The sequence below is a fragment of the Phenylobacterium sp. genome (assembly GCF_041920015.1).
Lineage (GTDB): Bacteria > Pseudomonadota > Alphaproteobacteria > Caulobacterales > Caulobacteraceae > Phenylobacterium.
The window spans coordinates 17,167-34,636 of sequence record NZ_JAYRST010000031.1; the positions used below are offsets into that span (position 1 = coordinate 17,167).

Annotated in this window: 22 protein-coding genes; 7 read left to right on the forward strand and 15 right to left on the reverse strand. The window is 68.7% G+C overall.

Going from position 1 to position 17,470, the window contains the following annotated elements:
* From ACE3TL_RS08625 to ACE3TL_RS08685, 13 genes are all read right to left on the reverse strand, one after another.
* On the reverse strand, positions 1-864 hold the full coding sequence (locus ACE3TL_RS08625) for a head maturation protease, ClpP-related (protein WP_374578306.1): 864 nt from the start codon (positions 862-864) through the stop codon (positions 1-3).
* The gene (locus tag ACE3TL_RS08630; protein WP_374578307.1) at positions 854-2,176 is read right to left on the reverse strand and encodes a phage portal protein; all 1,323 of its coding nucleotides are present in this window, start codon (positions 2,174-2,176) and stop codon (positions 854-856) included. The genes ACE3TL_RS08625 and ACE3TL_RS08630 overlap by 11 nt, the downstream gene beginning before the upstream one ends.
* Positions 2,177-2,187: 11 nt before the next feature.
* Positions 2,188-3,906, reverse strand: a complete 1,719-nt coding sequence (locus ACE3TL_RS08635) for a terminase large subunit (RefSeq protein WP_374578308.1) — start codon at positions 3,904-3,906, stop codon at positions 2,188-2,190.
* Positions 3,907-3,909: 3 nt separating this feature from the next.
* Complete coding sequence (locus ACE3TL_RS08640; protein WP_374578309.1) at positions 3,910-4,449, reverse strand: phage terminase small subunit P27 family; 540 nt, start codon at positions 4,447-4,449, stop codon at positions 3,910-3,912.
* 82 nt (positions 4,450-4,531) lie between these two features.
* On the reverse strand, positions 4,532-4,948 hold the full coding sequence (locus ACE3TL_RS08645; protein WP_374578310.1) for a hypothetical protein: 417 nt from the start codon (positions 4,946-4,948) through the stop codon (positions 4,532-4,534).
* A 194-nt stretch (positions 4,949-5,142) separates the two neighbouring features.
* The gene (locus tag ACE3TL_RS08650) at positions 5,143-5,694 is read right to left on the reverse strand and encodes a transcription termination/antitermination NusG family protein (protein ID WP_374578311.1); all 552 of its coding nucleotides are present in this window, start codon (positions 5,692-5,694) and stop codon (positions 5,143-5,145) included.
* A gap of 235 nt (positions 5,695-5,929) precedes the next feature.
* Complete coding sequence (locus ACE3TL_RS08655; RefSeq protein WP_374578312.1) at positions 5,930-7,486, reverse strand: phage/plasmid primase, P4 family; 1,557 nt, start codon at positions 7,484-7,486, stop codon at positions 5,930-5,932.
* Entirely contained in the window at positions 7,483-8,640 is a 1,158-nt protein-coding gene (locus tag ACE3TL_RS08660; RefSeq protein WP_374578313.1) for a CHC2 zinc finger domain-containing protein, read from the reverse strand. Before ACE3TL_RS08660 ends, ACE3TL_RS08655 begins: the two co-directional genes overlap by 4 nt.
* Positions 8,637-8,864 (reverse strand): hypothetical protein, encoded by a 228-nt coding sequence (locus ACE3TL_RS08665; protein ID WP_374578314.1) that lies wholly within the window; start codon positions 8,862-8,864, stop codon positions 8,637-8,639. Before ACE3TL_RS08665 ends, ACE3TL_RS08660 begins: the two co-directional genes overlap by 4 nt.
* A complete protein-coding gene (locus tag ACE3TL_RS08670) occupies positions 8,861-9,592 on the reverse strand; it encodes a hypothetical protein (protein ID WP_374578315.1) in 732 nt (243 codons plus the stop codon). The genes ACE3TL_RS08665 and ACE3TL_RS08670 overlap by 4 nt, the downstream gene beginning before the upstream one ends.
* The gene (locus ACE3TL_RS08675) at positions 9,589-9,966 is read right to left on the reverse strand and encodes a helix-turn-helix domain-containing protein (protein WP_374578316.1); all 378 of its coding nucleotides are present in this window, start codon (positions 9,964-9,966) and stop codon (positions 9,589-9,591) included. Before ACE3TL_RS08675 ends, ACE3TL_RS08670 begins: the two co-directional genes overlap by 4 nt.
* Positions 9,944-11,005, reverse strand: coding sequence for a hypothetical protein (locus tag ACE3TL_RS08680; RefSeq protein WP_374578317.1), 1,062 nt, complete (start codon positions 11,003-11,005; stop codon positions 9,944-9,946). Before ACE3TL_RS08680 ends, ACE3TL_RS08675 begins: the two co-directional genes overlap by 23 nt.
* Positions 11,006-11,010: 5 nt before the next feature.
* Complete coding sequence (locus ACE3TL_RS08685; RefSeq protein WP_374578318.1) at positions 11,011-11,367, reverse strand: hypothetical protein; 357 nt, start codon at positions 11,365-11,367, stop codon at positions 11,011-11,013.
* A 101-nt stretch (positions 11,368-11,468) separates the two neighbouring features.
* On the opposite strand from ACE3TL_RS08685, the gene ACE3TL_RS08690 reads away from it, so the two are divergent.
* Complete coding sequence (locus tag ACE3TL_RS08690; protein WP_374578319.1) at positions 11,469-11,744, forward strand: hypothetical protein; 276 nt, start codon at positions 11,469-11,471, stop codon at positions 11,742-11,744.
* A gap of 41 nt (positions 11,745-11,785) precedes the next feature.
* Here the strand turns inward: ACE3TL_RS08690 and ACE3TL_RS08695 are convergent, their stop codons facing one another.
* Positions 11,786-12,046, reverse strand: a complete 261-nt coding sequence (locus ACE3TL_RS08695; protein WP_374578320.1) for a hypothetical protein — start codon at positions 12,044-12,046, stop codon at positions 11,786-11,788.
* A 126-nt stretch (positions 12,047-12,172) separates the two neighbouring features.
* Between ACE3TL_RS08695 and ACE3TL_RS08700 the strand changes: the two genes are divergently transcribed.
* A complete protein-coding gene (locus ACE3TL_RS08700; RefSeq protein WP_374578321.1) occupies positions 12,173-12,748 on the forward strand; it encodes a helix-turn-helix transcriptional regulator in 576 nt (191 codons plus the stop codon).
* Here the strand turns inward: ACE3TL_RS08700 and ACE3TL_RS08705 are convergent.
* Positions 12,745-13,692: an exonuclease domain-containing protein gene (locus ACE3TL_RS08705; RefSeq protein WP_374578322.1), complete on the reverse strand. Its 948-nt coding sequence runs from the start codon at positions 13,690-13,692 to the stop codon at positions 12,745-12,747. The genes ACE3TL_RS08700 and ACE3TL_RS08705 overlap by 4 nt on opposite strands.
* A 259-nt stretch (positions 13,693-13,951) precedes the next feature.
* Here ACE3TL_RS08705 and ACE3TL_RS08710 point away from each other — a divergent pair, with 259 nt between their 5' ends.
* From ACE3TL_RS08710 to ACE3TL_RS08730, 5 genes are read left to right on the forward strand one after another with little or no spacing between them, the layout of a single operon-like run.
* Positions 13,952-14,356 (forward strand): hypothetical protein, encoded by a 405-nt coding sequence (locus ACE3TL_RS08710; RefSeq protein WP_374578323.1) that lies wholly within the window; start codon positions 13,952-13,954, stop codon positions 14,354-14,356.
* Between the two features lies 1 nt (position 14,357).
* Positions 14,358-14,516, forward strand: coding sequence for a hypothetical protein (locus tag ACE3TL_RS08715; RefSeq protein WP_374578324.1), 159 nt, complete (start codon positions 14,358-14,360; stop codon positions 14,514-14,516).
* Positions 14,513-14,836 carry a hypothetical protein gene (locus ACE3TL_RS08720; protein WP_374578325.1) on the forward strand — a complete coding sequence of 108 codons (324 nt, stop codon included), beginning with the start codon at positions 14,513-14,515 and terminating at the stop codon, positions 14,834-14,836. The genes ACE3TL_RS08715 and ACE3TL_RS08720 overlap by 4 nt, the downstream gene beginning before the upstream one ends.
* A gap of 39 nt (positions 14,837-14,875) precedes the next feature.
* Positions 14,876-15,022: a hypothetical protein gene (locus ACE3TL_RS08725; RefSeq protein WP_374578326.1), complete on the forward strand. Its 147-nt coding sequence runs from the start codon at positions 14,876-14,878 to the stop codon at positions 15,020-15,022.
* Between the two features lies 1 nt (position 15,023).
* On the forward strand, positions 15,024-17,114 hold the full coding sequence (locus ACE3TL_RS08730) for a ParB/RepB/Spo0J family partition protein (RefSeq protein ID WP_374578327.1): 2,091 nt from the start codon (positions 15,024-15,026) through the stop codon (positions 17,112-17,114).
* Positions 17,115-17,470: the final 356 nt, after the last annotated feature.

Sequence of the window (17,470 nt, forward strand, 5' to 3'; positions counted from 1 at the left end):
CTAGGAACGGAGGGATTGAGCAAGCTGGGCGGCTGCGCCCAGCCAGGCGGGGGCGCCAGCGTCCGGCTTGGCGTCGGGGGCAGCGCCGGGCGTGCCCTTGATCTTGGCTATGAGGCCGCGGGCCTCGCTGCGGCTCATCGACTTGCAGAGCCCGATCTCGGTCTGACGCACGGCGTTGAAGGCCCGCGCCTGTTCGGTGACGGCGGCGTCCTCCTCGATCTGCTCGGCGTCCAGCAGGCCGGTGGCGAAGCCACGCTCGACGGCCTGGCCGCCGCTCATCCAGGTCTCGGCGTCCATCATCGCCGCGACCTCGACCTTCGAAAGGCCGCTGCGCGACGCATAGACGTCGGCCATGGCGCTGTCGAACGGCTCCAGCCAGGTCGACGTCTCGGCCAACTCGTGGCGATTGCCCATGGCCAGGACCCAGCAATCGTGGATCATCAGGAACGACGCCGCACCGATCAGGATCTCGTCGCCGGCCATGGCGACGATCGAGGCGGCCGAGGCCGCCAGCCCCATGACCTTGACCGTGATCGACGCCGGATGCTCGCGCAACCGGTTGTAGATCGCGATGCCTTCGAACATATCCCCGCCCGGGGAGTTGATGTGGACCTCGACGTCCTGACCGCCGATCTTGCGCAGCGCCGCGTCGACCCGGTTCACGGTGACGCCGCCGCCCGTCCACCAATCCTCGCCGATGACGTCGTACATGGTGATGACGTTGTCGCCGGCGGAGGCAGATCGGACGCCGGCGTTCCAGCGCTCGAACGCCTCTGGCTTCGCGAGCGCCGCGACATCGGCGCGCGCCGGCATGGCGATCCGCCCCGGGCGAGCCGAGGCCATCACGCGCAGGTCACCGGCCACTGGCGCGGCCCTCCTCGAGGCGCTGGTCATCGTCGGTTTCCTCTTTCGGAACTCCGCCGGCGGTGTTGGGCGGATCGTAGTACTCGCCGCCCCGGCCATCCTCCCGAGGGTTCAGATCCTCGAGCGCCCGCACCTCGTCGGGGTTCATCCAGCCCCACTGCAAGGCGCTGGCGTAGGATGCGGTGCGGGTCTTCACGTCGCTGCGCATCAGGGCCTGGCGCTGCAGGCGCACATAATAGCCGTCGCGGACCTCGGCGCGGGTCAGACAGTCGCGGGCCAGCGCCTCTTCCCACATCACGAACCAATCATTGGCCGTGAAGGTCACGAAGGCAGCGCCCTGGAACTCCAGGCCCTGGCCGAAGCTGGTGGTTTTTTCGGTGTCGCCATACATGTGCGGCGGCACGCCGAAGAACATGCCGATATCGGCGCGGGTGAACTTCCGGCTGTCGAGGAACTGCAGGTCCTCGGCGCTCATCAGCGAGCCGTCGACCTTCAGGTCGTCCTCCAGGATCAGCGCCTTGCGCGCGTTTTCCGCCCCGGCGTTGTTCTCGTGGATCTGTTGCTTGAGGCGCTCGAACGCCTCATCGCCCAACGTTCCGGGCTTGCTGAAGACGAGGCCGGCCATAACCCCGTGGGTGAACATCCGCTCCGCGGCCACCTCGGCATTGACCGAAAGCCCCAGGGCCCGGCGAGCATGGGCGATCACTCCGATGCCGTTGACGCCGTCCAGCGTGAGGCCGCGCAGGTGCAGGACATCGGCCTGGTCGAGATCGATTGTCGATCCGTCATCCCGCGTCCAACGATAGCGCAGCCGCATGTCGGCGAGCTGCGTCACCTCCATGCGCTTCGGGTTTTTCAGCGGCCAAAGCGCAATCAACCGCCCACGGCTGGTGATCTTGAGGGCGTAGCCTGCGCCGCTAAGCACCGCATGCGCCGTCAGCATCTTGCGAAACTCCGACGACGTCTGCCAGTCGTTCGGGCGCTGGAGCACATCGCGCAGGGGATGCCCGATCGCCGGGCGCCGCTCACGTTCGGAGATCCGCTGATAGAGGTCGATCGGCAGATTTCCGCAGGCGCCCGCCAGGATGTGGACGCAGCGATAGGCGACCGCCACCCGCATCGCCCCGTCCATCGCTCCGGCGCTGGCCGTCATGCCCGTGCGTAGGAACGCCAGATGCTCCGGGTTCGTCAGGTCGATATTGACGCCGCCGCCGGCCTCCTGCGCCGCGGCGCGAACGCCGTTCGCGGCGGGCTCGGGATCGGTCAGGACAAGAGCCTGATATCCCGAGCCGGGGCGGGACCGTCCGGCCATGCCAACTCCTCTCAGATCGTGCGCAGGCCGCGGGTCTCGTAGGCCGACTGCTTGGGCCCGCTGTCCTTGGCGGCGATGCCCAGCGCCATGCATTGGGCGACGATGCCGTCGATGCGCAGCGTCGAGGTTTCCTTAGACGGCTTGATGTTGCCAGCCGCGTCCGTCTCGACCGACACCGCCTGGGCGTGCCGCCGAAGCAGCGGATGGCCCCCGTGATGGAAGCCGTTCTTCAGCACCAGGCGCTCCAGCTCCTTCGCGGGGCCGGACATCGACAGGAAGCCCTGGCCATAGGGGATCGCCGGAAGACCTTCTCCGCCCAGCCGGACGAGGGTTTCGGTGGCGTCGAAGCGGTCGACGGCGATCCCGCCTTCGTCCGGCTTCCGCTTCTCATTGCGGAACGCCACCTTGAACTTCGTCGCGTCCTCGATGACCCGGCGGCGAATGGCCTCATGATCGATGACGTTGCCGGGCGTGGTCAGCAAGGCGCCGTCCTTTACCAGCTGATCATATGGAACCCGGTCGCGGTCCGTGTGCGTCTTGATCCAGTCCGCCGGCTTCCAGAACCGGGCGAGCACCGCCGGAACCTCGAGCCCCGGCTGGATCGGAAACCACCAGACCAGGGCCGAGAGGTCGGTGACCGCCGACAGGTCCAGGCCGCCGAAACAACGCAGGCCGAGCAGCCGAGCCTCGAGGTCTCTCCATCCGATAGGGCCGCTGCAATGATCCCAGCCAAAGCCCCGGCCCTGATCGTCGACGCCGCTCATCGGCAGCCAGCGCACCGCCTGGTCGGTCCACTGGTTGAGGGTGTAGCGCCGGAAGTCGTTCTCCAGCCGGGGAAGCTGCTGAGCCTCCCGACATTCAGCGGCGATCGCCTCCAGCTTCACCGACACGCCGAGGTTCGGATTCGCCTTCGCCCAGGTCTTGGGGTCGGTCCAGTCGTCGTCAGGATCGGCGGCGTAGACCACCACCAGCGTGTCGGGGATGTCGATCTCGCCGGCCAGGATCGCCTGGCAATCGAGGAACGCCTGTTCGCCGTAGGTCCCCTTAACGCCGGCGGTCGAGATCAGCACCTCGAGCGGCTGGCGCCGCGATCGCGCGCTGTCATGCACGAACTTGTAGAGGTCGCCGTTCCGCCATTCGTGGATTTCGTCGCCCACCAGGCCCGACATGTTGAGGCCGTGCTTGCCCTGGGGCTTGCCCGACAATGGCCGGAAAGAAGCGTTGAGCGTCGCCGAATAGATCGCGGTCTTCGGGGTTTCGAGCAGGCCCGACAGCGTGGGCGAATAGGCCACCATCACACCGGCCTTCTCGAAGACGATCGAGGCTTGTTCCTTCTCCGAGGCGATCGAAAACACCTGGCCGCCAGGCTCGGCGTCGCCGAGCAGCATCAACAGCGAGATGCCGGCGGCGAGCTCCGTCTTCCCGTTCTTCCGCGGCACCCAGACATAGCAGCGCCGATACCGCCTGGTGCCGTCCGGCCGCTTCCACCCGAACAGCGGGCGGACGATGTCGTGCTCTTGCCATCCTTCGAGCGAAAACGGCCGCCCCGCCCATTCGCCGGTCGTGAAGCGCAGGTGATCTGCGAAGAATCCGACCGCCTTGTCGGCCGTGGCCTCGTCGTACCAGAAGTCTCCCTCGACCCAGCAGCTCCGCTCGGGAGACCAGGTTGCGGCTGGATACCTCAGAAGCGCCTGCGGACGCGCCGGCGCCGCGGCGGGACGCAGCTTCATGTGCTAGTTCAGCAGCCCGATCGGCGAGGCGCCAGGAATAACCTCAGCAGGCCGCGGCGTGTCGGCCTTCGGCGCCGACGCGAACAGATCGCCGCTCACCCCGGTCTGGGCCCGGGCCGCCATGATCCGCTGGCGCTCGGCCGGGTTCATGCCGAACCGATCCTCGGCGGCGACCAGGCGCAGTTCCAGCGTCTCGATCCGAGCCCCCAACGGATGCGGGCGTTTGTACGTGCCATGCGGGCTTTCGACCACGTAGTACTCGCCCTCTTCCTGCAGCTTGCGGAACATCCCCAGCCAGCGGGCGAAGTTCGCGCAGTACCGGGCGAAGGCGGCGACGTCGGCCGGGCCGAGCAGCTTGGCCGCGGCAAGCGTTGGAGCGCGGCGCTTCCACTCCTCCAGCGCATCGCCCTCGAGCCAGTCCGGCGCGACCGGGCCGGTGGCCGGCGATGCGTGGGCCGCCTCCGGTGGCCGGCCTTTGCGCTTGCTGCGCACCGGCTCCAGCTGCTCGCGCACGCCAGCCGGCTTCGGCTTCGGCCCACGCATCGCCAGCCTCCCAAAAAAATGTTGCCCGGAAACACCCGGAAACTTGCACGAGATTCCCCCGCCGGTCCGTAAGACGCGGGTTTTAGGGAATTGACCCGCCCCCCGGGGTCGGGGCCCCGGCGGCGAGGTGGCGGCGAACGTCGTTCGCGAAGACGGCGAGCGCGGCGCTGCGGCGTTCGATCCGCTGCTTGGGGCCGCTGTGGCATGCCTCGCAGGACGAGACCCAGTCGCGGCGGGACCAGAACACAGCCATATCGCCACGATGCGGGATCAGGTGGTCCACCAGCACGGCGGCGGTGTCGCGCGGCTCGTCGCCCCAAACGCCCATGGCGCAGTAGACGCAGAGCGGATTGCGATCCAGGTGCGCCTTGGCCGCCTTGTCCCAACGGCTGTCATAGCCTCGCGCCCGGGCGGACCCACGGCGCTGGTCGGCGGCCTGACGCACCTCGCTACGGGTGCGCTGACTGGCCGGCCGGAAGGGCTTCGGCAGGAAAGGCATGGGCTGCTCCCAAAGGCGGGCGGCGGCAGGACATGGCTGACCCCGCCGCCGCCCAGTTGCTCGAGGAACCGCCCGTTGGGCCACGGAAAAGCCCGCCGAGCGGAACCCGGCGGGCCTAGTCTGATGAGGGGGTTTGGACGGCTACCGCACTGGGCCTCGCAATGAGGCCTCAGTGATGAGAGTGCGGCGATGTCCTAGTCGGCGCCCGCGGCCTTCAGCTTGCGCAAGTCCACGGTGAGGCGCGAATCACCTCTGAACAGCGAGGTTAGGAGCGCCGCCCGACGATCGTCAACCATCTCCAGGAACATGCCCTCGATCCCCAGTTCACCCTCGACCCGCACCCGCTGGCCACGCTTGAGCTCGGGCACGTCCGTATCCAGGCCCATCTTGATGAAGCCGCCCTCCTCCTCAGCCTGGATGCGCTCGACGACCAGATCGCTGACCCCCATGGGCCGGTCGGCGGACCCAGCCAGCAGGCCCTGCACGCCATAGGTCGACCAGATCTTTTTCCAATCCTGCATGTGCAGGCTCACGCGGGCGAACAGGTAGCGGGGGAAGAAGGGCGCGGCCACCAGCTCCTTCTTGCGGTTCTGCGACAACTTCATCGGCAGGTAGGTCTCGAAGCCCTGCTGTTTCAGCTCACGCTGGGCGCGCCGTTCCTGCCCCGGCTTGGCCACCACCACCACCCAGACGACCGCCGTCTTCTTTTCGTTCTTCGCTTCGCTGTTGTTGATCATCATCCCCATCACATCCAAGCCCAAGCACACACCCAGACACACATCCGCCTACACACCTGCGCCGCGCGTCACGCGCCCGCTAACGCCTCACCCCGCCACAACTGTCCGAACCGTCCGGACTATCCGTTTTCCTAGCGTTTTCCGCGACTTCCACGCCGGACGGTCAGCCCTCGCCGGATAGCCGAACCGTCCGTTTCCGCCCGATCGCGCCGCCCCCACACCCTCCGACCGTCCGTACTGTCCGTCACTGTCCGTCCCCCAGGCCGTAGTCACGCGGGTCGAACGGATTGTCGTCAGGGTCGGAACCGCCCTGGCCGCCGGCGCCTGAACCGCCATCCAAACGGGTTTTGCGCAGGCGTGCGCCCATGCGCAGCACGCGGCCGGCGCTGTCCTTCCCAGCGCGGATCACCTGGCGGTCGGCCAGGGCGTTGCCGAACGCCGTCTGGCTCATCGGCCGCTCGATCCCCTGGCCCTCGCACCAGTGTTTGTAGGAGTTGTAGAAGTCGGCCGCTGGCGTCTTGGCCTGTGCGTCCAGCTCCACGCAGTCGACGAACCATTCCCCGAACGGCGAGGAGCCCTTGCGGTAGTCCTCGAGCGTCTGCAGTATCCGCTCGGGCGGGTCCAGGCCGCGCGACAGCCAGTCTCCCAGGCCCTGGATGATCCAGTTGAGGATTCCGGGATACTCGCGCCGCAGCCGCTCCGGCAACTGGCGGTCGACCCTGTCCTTGGCGACCTGGTGCTCGAACATCACGATGAAGATCCGCCGCCAGATGCCGTCATCGTCGCCCTTGATGACCGGCCGGCTGTTGCACTCCATGATGACCTTGGGCTTCGGCATGAAGCTGAACAGGTCCTGGCGCAGCCGCCGGGCGAGGATCGGGGCCCCGCCGGTGAAGCTCTTGATCATCGCCTCGGCCAATTTCGCGCCGCGTGGCGGTTCGGCCACGCTGACCAGGCGGCAATCCCCGGCCAGGCGCGCCAGGTCGGGCGAGGCGTCCGCCCCGCCTCGTTGGCCGACATCCAGGAACGTCCGCACGTCGGCGACGTCGGCATAGGCGCCCAGCAGTTCGCGCAGGGCCCCGACCATGGTCGACTTGCCGTCCCGCCCCTTGCCCTGCAGGATCAGGAACACCTGCTCATGGGTATAGCCGGTCGCGACATAGCCGATGGCCCGTTGCAGGAACCCCCGCATCTCTATGTCGGGCTGCCAGGCGGCCAGGCTGCGCTCCCATTCCGGCGCCTGCGCCTTGGGATCGTAATCGACATCGGCCATACGCGTGATCCGGTCGGCCGGATCGTGGGCCGAGAAACGGATCTTCAGCCCGTCCCCCGGCTCGCGCTGGAACTTCAGCGTGCCGTTGCGCACGGTCAGCGCCAGCGGATCGTGGTCGAAATCCTCCAGGTCCACCTGGAGATAACTCTCGGCCACCTTCAGCATCGAGGCGATCCGCCCGGCGTTGCCGCTCCCCTTGATGAAGTCGGACACCTCCTTCTTCGAAGCGCCGTTCGCGACCAGGTGGGTGTGCTGGGCCACGAGGCCCCGCGCCACCTTATGGGCGGTGCGTTCGGCCAGGCGCTGGCCGAGCTTGAGGTCCCAATGGCGCCCGTTCCAGCCGATCCAGCCGATTTCCCGCAGATAGAGCAGCGTCGCGGCCGCGACATCGACATCGCCGACGCCGTCGATCTCCCCGCCGACCAGCTGGATCAGCCTCATGGCGTTGCCGAAATCGTTCAGCTCGTGCCGCGCCAGCTTCTCGGGCGACACCGCCCCGGCGAACTCATAGCCCCCATCCCCACTCACGACAGGCGCTCCTGCAACTCGACATTGAAATCCCGGCCTGCCGCCGGTGCGATGGCGCGCGCCGCGCTCGCCCCCGCCGCCCGCCAATGCTGGATGGCCAGCCCCGCGCAGATCCGCGCGCGCTCGTCGGCCGACAGCCGCCGGCGCAGCGTCCCTCCCATATGGGCGCGCACCTTGACCTCGATCGGCGACATGTCCCGATCGACTGCGATCAGCACCTCGCCGGCGTCCGGCCAGGTGAAGGCCGGCGCCTCGGGGTCGGCCGACATCATCGCCGGATCGATCCGGCCCCATCGGTCCTTCAGGGCGCCGCCCTGCAGGTGGCCCAACGACAGCGCCGCCACGGCCCGGCACGGCCGTCCCTGCAACTGCACGGCCGAGAGCGTGCTCTCGATCCCTTCGCCCACCACCAGCGGCGAGCGCGCGATGGCGGCCGAGACCTCGGCGCCGATCAGCCAGGCCCCGCCGGGGCGGCCGTCGCGGCCCGCCTGTCGCCCCCACATGCGTTTCGCCGGCTCCAGCCGCGCCTTGCCGCGGCCGTCCGGCGCCAGATAGGTCGCGTGCAGCCCGCCGGTCGGCCCGGCGGAGGTATCCACCCGGGCCAGCATCGCCGGCGCCCGGACCCAGTCCCGCCGCTCTTCGCTCCAGCCCCAGGGCGCCGACGGGTGGAAGCGCAAACGCCGGCCGACCAGCGCGACGATGTCGGCGGCAATCCCGCGATGCTGCAGATAGGTCGCCGCCAGCGTCCCGGCGATCGTCGGCGCGGCCTCGCGCCACAGCGCCCGCGCCATCCGATCGCCGCTGGTCTCCTGGTCGGCTGGCGTCCGCGGCCGCGGCGGGGGCCGCGCCGCCCGAACGCCCGCCGGGGCGACGTTCGTCCCCGCCAATCGCCCCGCCGCCTCGCGCAGCGACCCGCCGCGCAGCAGCTGCTCGAGGCGGATCACATCGCCCCCCTCTCCGCAGGCGAAGCAATGGAAGGTCCGCGCCTCGGGATCGATCGAGAAAGCGCCGCCGTTCCGCTTGCCCTTGGACGCCCCGCAGATCGGGCATTCCCCGCGCATCCGCTGGCCGGCGCGGAACAGGCGCACCTCGCCGGCGACCGCCTCGATGTCGGCCGAGCGCGCGAGCTCGAAGGGATCAGGCGCCGCCGTCATTCCTCCCTCCGCAACCGCTTGAGGTCCTGGAGTTCGGGCCAATAACGGCGGACCGCCGCCTTCAGGTCGCCGGCGGCGATGTCGACCAGCCGATCGATCTCCTCGATGTCGTCGGCGCCCTGGGCGATGCAGAACGCGAAACTGTCGTTGAGGACGCGCCAGGCGTCCTCGAGCGGCGCGCCCGCCAACGCGATCTGGACCTTGAAGAACAAGGGCTGGCTCATGCCGCGCCCCGCTCGAGCAACGGCGCCGACGTCGTCACGCCGAACAGCCTCGCATCATCGGCCCGGGTCAGCCGCGCCTTCGACCCGGGCGCGATCGGCAGGACGATGGGATGCGCGCCGGCCTGGCGCGGCCGCGCCTCCGGTGTCATGAACACGAACACCGCATAGGCGGTCGCCGTGGACGCCCGCGGGTCCCAACGCCCCAGGGTCATCGCCACCCGCTCGATATAGGGCGCATAGGCGACGAAGCCCGAGCCCGCGCCGAACATCAACTCGTAGCGCCCCGCGCTCTCCATCAGGGCCTGGCGCGCCAACACCGCGACGCCACGGCGCGCCCGTACCAGGCCCAGGTGGATGAAGTCGGCCGCCAGGCTGAAGGGCGGGTTCATGAAGTACCAGTCTGGCGGCGGCATATCCCGGTCGCGGGACCGGAAGTCGCACACCCGGTCCTGGCCGTCCCAGCCGTGGTCATATATGTCGGCCGTCGCCACCGTGCGGAAATAGGGTTTCAGCCCATGGGCGAAATGCCCCTGTCCGCAGCAGGGGTCCTCCGCGTCCCAGGCACCGGGATCGAGGCTCAGCACCACCTCCGCCGCGGCCCGCGCCGCCCACGGCGGGGTCGGGAAGAACTCCAGCCGCCGATAGTGGCGCATCACCTGGCTGTCGCCGTCGACCTCCGCCGGCGCATGCTGCGCCATCACCGCGCCGCGGCCCTTGGGCTTCCTCATGCCGCCTCCAACGCCAGGCGCTCGCGCACCCGCGCCTTCGCCGCGGCCGGCAGCCGATAGCCCTGGCCCCACACTGTCTCGATCGGGATCTCGAAGCGCTTCAGCTTCGCCCTGATCTTGCAGACGAACACGCCGACGATCTTGATCTCGGGCTCGTCGCGGCCGGCGTCGCGATAGACGCCCGCCATCACCGCGTCCTTGGTGGCCAGCTCGCGGGCCATCAGCACCCCGAACACCCGCTGTTCGGCTGGCGTCAGCCGCCATTCCAGCGGCGCGGCGATCGTCATGCCCATCGCCGCCTCCAGCTGGTCGACCCGCCCCTGCAGGCGGTCGACCTCGGCCTGCAGGCCCTCAATCCGTGCGTCGACGTCCACGGCGGGCCCTCCTGAAAATGATGATGCCCAGCGCCCGCCACTGCGGGACGTTGTGGGCGGCGGCGAACACCTTCGCCTCCTGCTCGGCCGCGCCCACGCCCAGCGCCATCAGCGCCGAGGTGACGTCCCCCGCCTCGACATGGTCGCGATACTCGCCGTCGTGCAGCAGCATCTCGACGGCCTTGATCTGTCCGGCGTTGATCGGCGCGCACCGCGCCTCCGCCAGGGCCTGCAACACGATCCGCGCCTTCTGCGCCCCGCGGCGGTTGACCAGCGCCCCGATCGCGTGGACCGCCACCGTATCCCCCGGCCGATAGGCGCCGTTGCCGGGCGGGCAGCGCAGGATCTTCACCCCCGCCCGGGCGCACACCTGGTCGATGGTCAGCGCATCCTCGTCCCCCGCCGCGACGGCGGCGAAATGGATCTGCATCTGGGTGATGCCCAGCCGGTCGCGGTTCTGGCCGACGAACGCCTTGGCCTGGGCGGCCTGGTCGTCGGCCACCACGATCATCACCGGGATCTCGTCGATCTCGGGATGGGTGGCCGCGGCGATCGCCGTGTGCTGGCCGTCGATCACCACCAGCCCGGCGTCCGTGCTGGCCACGACCGGCGGCTTGAACCGCCGCCAGTCCCAGTTGGCGACGATCTTGCGGATCAGCTCCAGCGACCGATCCGAGATCTGCCGCTGATAGGCTTCGTCGACCAGCAGCTCGCCCGGCCGGGTCCACTCGAACCGCGGCCGGATGGCGCAGGCCATGCCCGGCGTCACATGGGTGAGGGTCAAGGGCGAGATCGCCCGCCGCGCCGTCTCGCCGCGCGGCGGGATCGCCAGGGGCGAGGGAGAGAGCGACGGCGCGGGCGACGCGGCGCGATCAGAGCTCATCTGCCCCCCCCCGGCGACAGCGCTGGCGGCGGCCGGCCGATCAGGCGTCGGCCCGAATCCGCCGGCCGCCATCACCGCGGCCACATGCCTGTCATCGGCCCGGCGGGCCGCCTCGGAAACACTCACGCGCGCCTCCTCGCCCTGCAGGTTGCTCATGTCCCTCACCGATCTCCGGGCGGCAGCACCCGGCGCCCGGCCGCGGACCCCGCGGGATCGGCCAGGATCGCCGCCACCATCTCGGCGACGTCGACCAGGTCGTCGGCGAACGCCGCGCGATCCTCGGGCGGTCGCCGCCACCAATCCCGCGCCACCGTCACCAGATGCACGCAGGCGCTCGCCCGGGTCTGCTGGCCGACCGGCATGCGCGCCTTGAACGCCCGCTCGGCCGCCTTGCGCAGCGCCTGGCCGTCGCCGTCCGGTTTGCGCCCGGCGGCCAGCGCCTTGTCGACCAGCTGGCCCCACAGCTTCAGGTCATGCGCGGTCGGATGCGCCGCGCGCGCGAACGGCGTTCGCGTCATGGCGCGCCTCGCGGAGAGGTGCCGGCCGGCGACCTTTCCGCCGCCGGCCGACTCGCCTTCTTCTGCTGTGTCAGCACAACACCAACATCGGGAGGCGAAACTTGACCTTGCCCCACGCAGACCCTGCCGTCCTCGACGCCGAGGCGCGAGCTATCGGCGCCCGCGAGGCGGCCTGGCTCCTGGCCCACGCCGTTTTCGATGAACTGGGCCCCGAGCCGCTCAAACGCCTCCTGACAGAACGGGCAGAGAAACTTGAGGTCTGGATCTCGAACCCCGCAAAGGCCGGGACCGACCCGCAACAGGACGCCTTCGGAAGGTCCGCACTCTCGGCGGAACTCACGATCCTCAACGAGATCTTCGCCAAGGTTCGCAGCTAACCAGTCACGATACTGCGCAATCCATTGATCCTGCTGGTCGATCATGGCAGCGGGTCCGCGATGAGGTCACGAGCGGTCAGCGGCAATCCCTCCGCCTCGATTTCCCGCAGAATGCGCGCCTGGAATGGCGCGGGAATCAGTCCGCCGGTGCCGCCCTTCGACACCCCGCGGTCCCATTTGCGCACCGCCTCCGTGCTTCGGTCGCACAGGGCGGCCAAACGCTTCGCGCCCAAGGCGTTGCGCACTCGCCTGGAAGGTGAAAGAGGAGGCTGAATGTTGTCACCGCTCTGAAATTCGGACATAGGACCATTCGTCTATGACTATTGGTCCCAATTGGTTCGGTGATTCGCAGCCCATCAGTCAATAGCGGATCGGCCCTTTTTCCACCGATGTTCGCCGTCATGACGAATATCCAGACGTGGCGAGACGTGGACGACCGGCTGAAGAACCTTCGCCGAGGAGCGAAGAGCCGACTTGCGCGATACCTTGATCTTGACCCAAGCGACCTAAGCCGCCGGCTGAAGCGCAAGGGGGAACCGACCGCCAGCCAAGCCAAACGGATTGAAGCGTTCCTTGAGGCGGATCCGGCCGCCGAACAGGCCGAGCCGGTGCAGAGCGCGAACGTCCAACACGTGCCGGTGTTTGGCTACGCCGCAGCCGGCGGCGACGATCGTGTAGCGTTGGCGAGCGATCAGATACTGGATCAAGTCGCCGTGCCCAACGGCCTTCTACGCGGCGACGCCTTTATCGTACGGTTGGTGGGCGAGAGCATGTACCCGCGCCTTCGCTCCGGCGAAGCCGTTATGGTCGAACGTAACGTCCCCCCGGTGCGAAACGACGACGTTCTAGTGGAACTGACGGACGGCAGCGGCCTGATTAAGGAATACAGAGGCCAACGCGACGGGTATCTGTTTTTATTTCAGTACAACCCAGAACAAGAAGTTCGAATTCCCCTCATCAAAGTCCAGTCTATTCACGCCGCGTGGCCATGGCGACGGCGCTAGGAACCGAGACGCGAACGCAGATCACCTTCCGCCCAGATTAGGATTGCCTGCCCGCGGGCGATCAGATCGTCGGCCTTCTGCTGCTTACCGCTCTTGGCCTTGCCTCCGAAATTTGAAGGATCACGATCACCCACCACAAGGATCGTGGTCTTTCGGGTGACGTTTGCGGCCACTTCGCCCCCCGCTGCTGCAATTGCGTCAGCAAGCTCGGCTTTTGACAGTTCGAAGTCGCCAGTTAGGACCACGACCTCCCCGTCGAAGGCCCCGCCGACCCTCGCCGCTGACGGGGCTCGAGCGACCCTTGAGCTAAATTTGCGCTGAACCGACTGCGCTCCCAAACTCACGCCTTGCACAGCAGGTCGATCCACCCATTGCAACAGATCAAAGCCTGTCCGCCGAAGCGCCTCCAGCATCACCAACCCACATGCACGCGCATCCTCGACAGCGCTGTGATGCCTAAATTGGTGCCCGATCTCGGCCGCCAGGGTGGGAAGCTTGTGGTTCGCTAAATCCGGCCAAGCGACACGCGCCGCAACTGCGCTATCAACCCAACGCGCGGAAATCTCCGCAACGCCATGATGTCGGCAAGCTGCCCGCATTGCAGCCGAGTCAAATTGGCTATGGGAAACAACTATACCACTCGACAGCAGGTCTCTGAATTGGCTGTAAATCGCGCGGAAGCCGGGAGCTCCCCTTACCTGAGCGGCATCAATGCCATGAATGTGGGTATTTTCGAACGCACAGTCTGGATCGATCAGCACCTCGCGAGCGAACACCTCCTCGTCGTCTTTAAAGCCAACTAAACCGACCTGACAGATGGTGTGATAGCCCCTCGCCGCAGTTTCCACATCGATTGCGACGAAGTCAAAGCTCGGCAGATTCTCGAGCGGAAACTCGGGGATCATTACGCGATTAACGCCGAATAGTCCCTTCAACCAGCCCACCGCACGGCTCTCCCTCGACTTGCGACGCGGCCAAGCTTGCCCACATCCTCCGAGGACTCAATTCACCACAAGTCCGAACGATCGGGCCATTTTGTCATGTCTATTTTATCGAATGGGCCTTGACGTATAGGACCATTAGTCCTTTTTATCCTCCCGTTCCGCGCCGGACGAGCAAGGCGATCGTGCCCCGAGGTCTGGTGGAAGGCGTCTGTAAGAAACCCATTCACTGGGTCCGGCGCGGACATACGGGGGCTCGCCCTTGCAGATCGCTCCGCTTGCCACGCCGCGCGCCGCGGCGTCCGCTGTCCCGCAATTCGCCGCCGACGCCCGCCGTGATGCGGCGCGGCCGGCCCTGCCGGACCGTATCGACTACGCCCTGCTGCGCCGCCCGGATCGGGCGCTCGACAAGCCGGTGGCCTTCGCGTCCCTGGCCGAGCTGGCCCGCGCCATCCATCGCGCCCGGGCCGGCCGGGCGATCCAGCTGCTCAACGTCGCCCTTCAGCTGCGCGGCGAGCCGACGCCGCGCCGCGGCGTCTCGGTCTGGACCCTCGCCGACGACGGCGCGCGCTGCGCCTATATCGGCTGGGCCTGGCTGAACGGCGGCGACCGCCACGTCCTGCAGGGCGCGCTGTTCGCGGCCCAGCCCATCGCGACGGCGGCCTGACATGCCTGGGCCGCTCCACACACGAACGCCGTTCGCGCGTCTGCGCTGGGTGTTCTGGCTGGTCTGGATCGTCTGGATGGCGGTCTGCGCCTGGGGCCTCGTCGAGATCCTACGCGCCTCGGCCGAGATCGCCCGGGCCCTGGCTGGAGCCGGCGCATGACCAAGCGCCATGTCTCCATCCACCTGACCCCGTTCGCGCCCGGCGTCGGCGAGGCCGCCATCGGCGACAACCGCCGCTGGCTGGTCATGTGGACCGTCACCCCCGCCATGGCCCTGGCCCATCTGTGCCATCGCCTGCAGGTCGAGCCCTGGGCCCTGACCGTCGCGGTCGCGGGCGACGACCTCGAACTGCACGGCCCCTCGGCCGAGGCGGGCGGCGGATCGGCCGTCCTGGCCCTGGTCGCCTATGGGCTCGACGCCGGCGATGTCCGCGCGGCCCTCGACCAACTCGCCCAGGCGCGCCGCAAGAACGCGGCCTAGCCCCTCCCTTTTCCCACAGCGCAGCAAAGGAATGCGCACATGACCACCCGCCGGCCCCGCCCACATCTGCTCACCCCGGCCGCGCGCGAGACGCTCGCGAACATCGGCTGGTCCGTCCTCGGCGCGGCCGGGCTGCTGCTGGTCGGCCGCCTGCTCGGCGCATTCCCCTTTCTCATCGGAGGCTGACGTGAACGCCCCTATCCTCACCCCGCTCGCCCTCGCCAACGCCGAGGTCCTGCGCGCCCTCCGCGACCAGGACTTCAACACCGTCGCCGACCTGGCGCGGCTGGTCGATCGCGACGCGGACAACCTCCGCAAGTCGCTCAAGGCCTTGGAGAAGGCCGGCCTGCTCCAGCTCGACGGCGGCCCCAAGCACCCCCGCCCGGTCCTCATCGACCTCGGCCACCAGGCGCTCGACGCCCTGGACCGCGCCGAGGCGAGCCCGCCGCCGGCGTCCACGATCTTCGCCTGGCAGATCCAGGCCGACCCGCACAATCCCCGCAAGGATTTCGACAGCGAGGAGGCCAAGGCCGCCCTGGCCGAGCTCTCGGCCTCGATCGTCCGCGACGGCCTGATCGAGAACCTGGTCCTGCGCCCGGTCGCGGACATGACGGTCCCCCATCCGCTCACCGACCAGCCCTGCCCGGCCTATATGCTGATCGCCGGCGAGCGGCGCTTCCGCGCCATACTGGAGGCCATGACCGACGGCCATCTGCCCGAGGACTGGCCTATCCCGCACACCGTCCGGGAGGTCGACGAGGTCACCGCCCGGCGCCTGGCCCTGGTCGAGAACCTACAGCGCCGCGACCTGAAGCCGCTCGAGGAGGCGCGCGCCCTGCAGCAACTGGTCGAGCTCGACGGCCGCTCCACAGCCGACATCGCCCAGGACATCGGCTTCACCCAGCGCTGGGCCCAGCAGCGCCTGCAGCTCCTCCAGCTCTCGCCCGCCATGCAGGCCCTGCTGGACGACGGCCGCCTGAAGATCGAAGGCGCCCGCACGGTCCTGGCGATTTGGGACCGGCTGCCGCCGATCAAGCAAACCGAGCTCGAGGCCGGCCGGATCGAGCCGGCGGCCGCCAAGGCATGGCTGGACCAGCAGCCCGAACCCCTGAGCGACGCGGCCAAGCTGGCGATCATGGAGCTCTACGAGAAGCTCGCCGCCGAGCCCCTCACCAGCTACTATTTCGGCGGCGGCAAGGCGACGATCGTCGCCGGAACGGTCGAGTGGATCGATCGCGGCGAGAACGGCGTGTCGATCACCTGTCGGGTGGAGGACGCGAAGGGCGTCTTCGCCGAGCTGCGCAAGCGGAACCTGATCGACAATCCCTCTCCCGTTCGCGTCGAGGGCGTGGAGACCGGCCAAGTGCTGGTCAACACGGGCTACAACGGCGACTATTGTCTGCGTCAGCTATTTCCCTCGGCGCTGGACGCCAAGTTCCGGGCGAAGAACATCCCGACCCTGCGGGTCATGGTCTACGGGCTGAAGGCCGACTACGACGCCGGCCAATCCGGCGGCTACGCGACGCCCTGGCTGACCCCACCCCCCTTCACCCCCTCCGCCGAGATCGCCGCGGAGATCGAGGCCAAGCGCAACGCCCGCCTCGAACGTGAGCGTGAGTCCAAGGCTTCCGCGGACCGCCAGGTGCAAGCACGGCTTGAGGCGGAGCGGCGGCGGCTGGATCGGCTCAAGGCGTCCGCGGCGCTGGAGCCGGAACTGCGCGAGGCTCTGTCGGTCAACCTCGGCGCCTTCACCGGACTGCTCACCGGCAAGTCCGACGAATTGGGCTGGAAGCTCCCCCTCTACCTGGACGAGACCGGCGGGATCATCGACGCCGGCGGGCGCGAGGTCACCGCCGGCCTCTATCACTATGAGCGGGAGGAGCGCCTGCCGTTCCTGCGCTTCCTGGTCGCGGCGGTGAATGTCGCCGCCGGCCTGGAGACCCCCGCGGCCCGGCCGGTCGAGATGGACCCCGACGCGATGCCGCGCGCCGACTTCGAGGCCGCTGTCATCGGTTGCCTTGTCGCCAGCGGCGGCGCCGCCGACGATGACGAGGATGCGCCCGAGCCGCTGACCTACACCGAGGCGGCCAGAATCGCCCCCCTCGCCCTGGACGCTCTCCTGGCGGAGGAGGGCTGGGCCTACGGCGAGGCCGACACCCACGACTGGGACGAGAACGGCGCGCAAAGCCTCGCCGAAGCCATCCGCCGCGGCGAGTACGACAACGTCCAGCTCGACCTCGAGGACGCCATCGAAGCCGGGGGCGAAGATGTCGGCTGACCGCCGCTTGTGCCTCCCGCCACCGGCCGAGGGGCGACGATTCAGCGTGGCGTTCCGCACGACAATCGGCATCGGTGAGGTGTGGGTCGACCACGCGCCTCTCATCCGCGTTCAGGTCTCGGACATCTACGGTCACCACGCCTGGAGACTGACGCAGGCCCAGGCCCTTGCCCTAGCGCAGAGCTTACGGCTTGCAGCCTCCCAAGCAAACGGAAGCGAAGATGGCTAGAGCCGCCTCGAAAGCCGCCCTCGCGCGGGCCCTGGCGGCGCTGCAGGCCGCGGGCCTGCGCGCCGGCGCGAACCGGAAACCGGCCGGGGGGGGGGGGGGGTGGACCCCCCCCCCCGCCCCGGGCCCC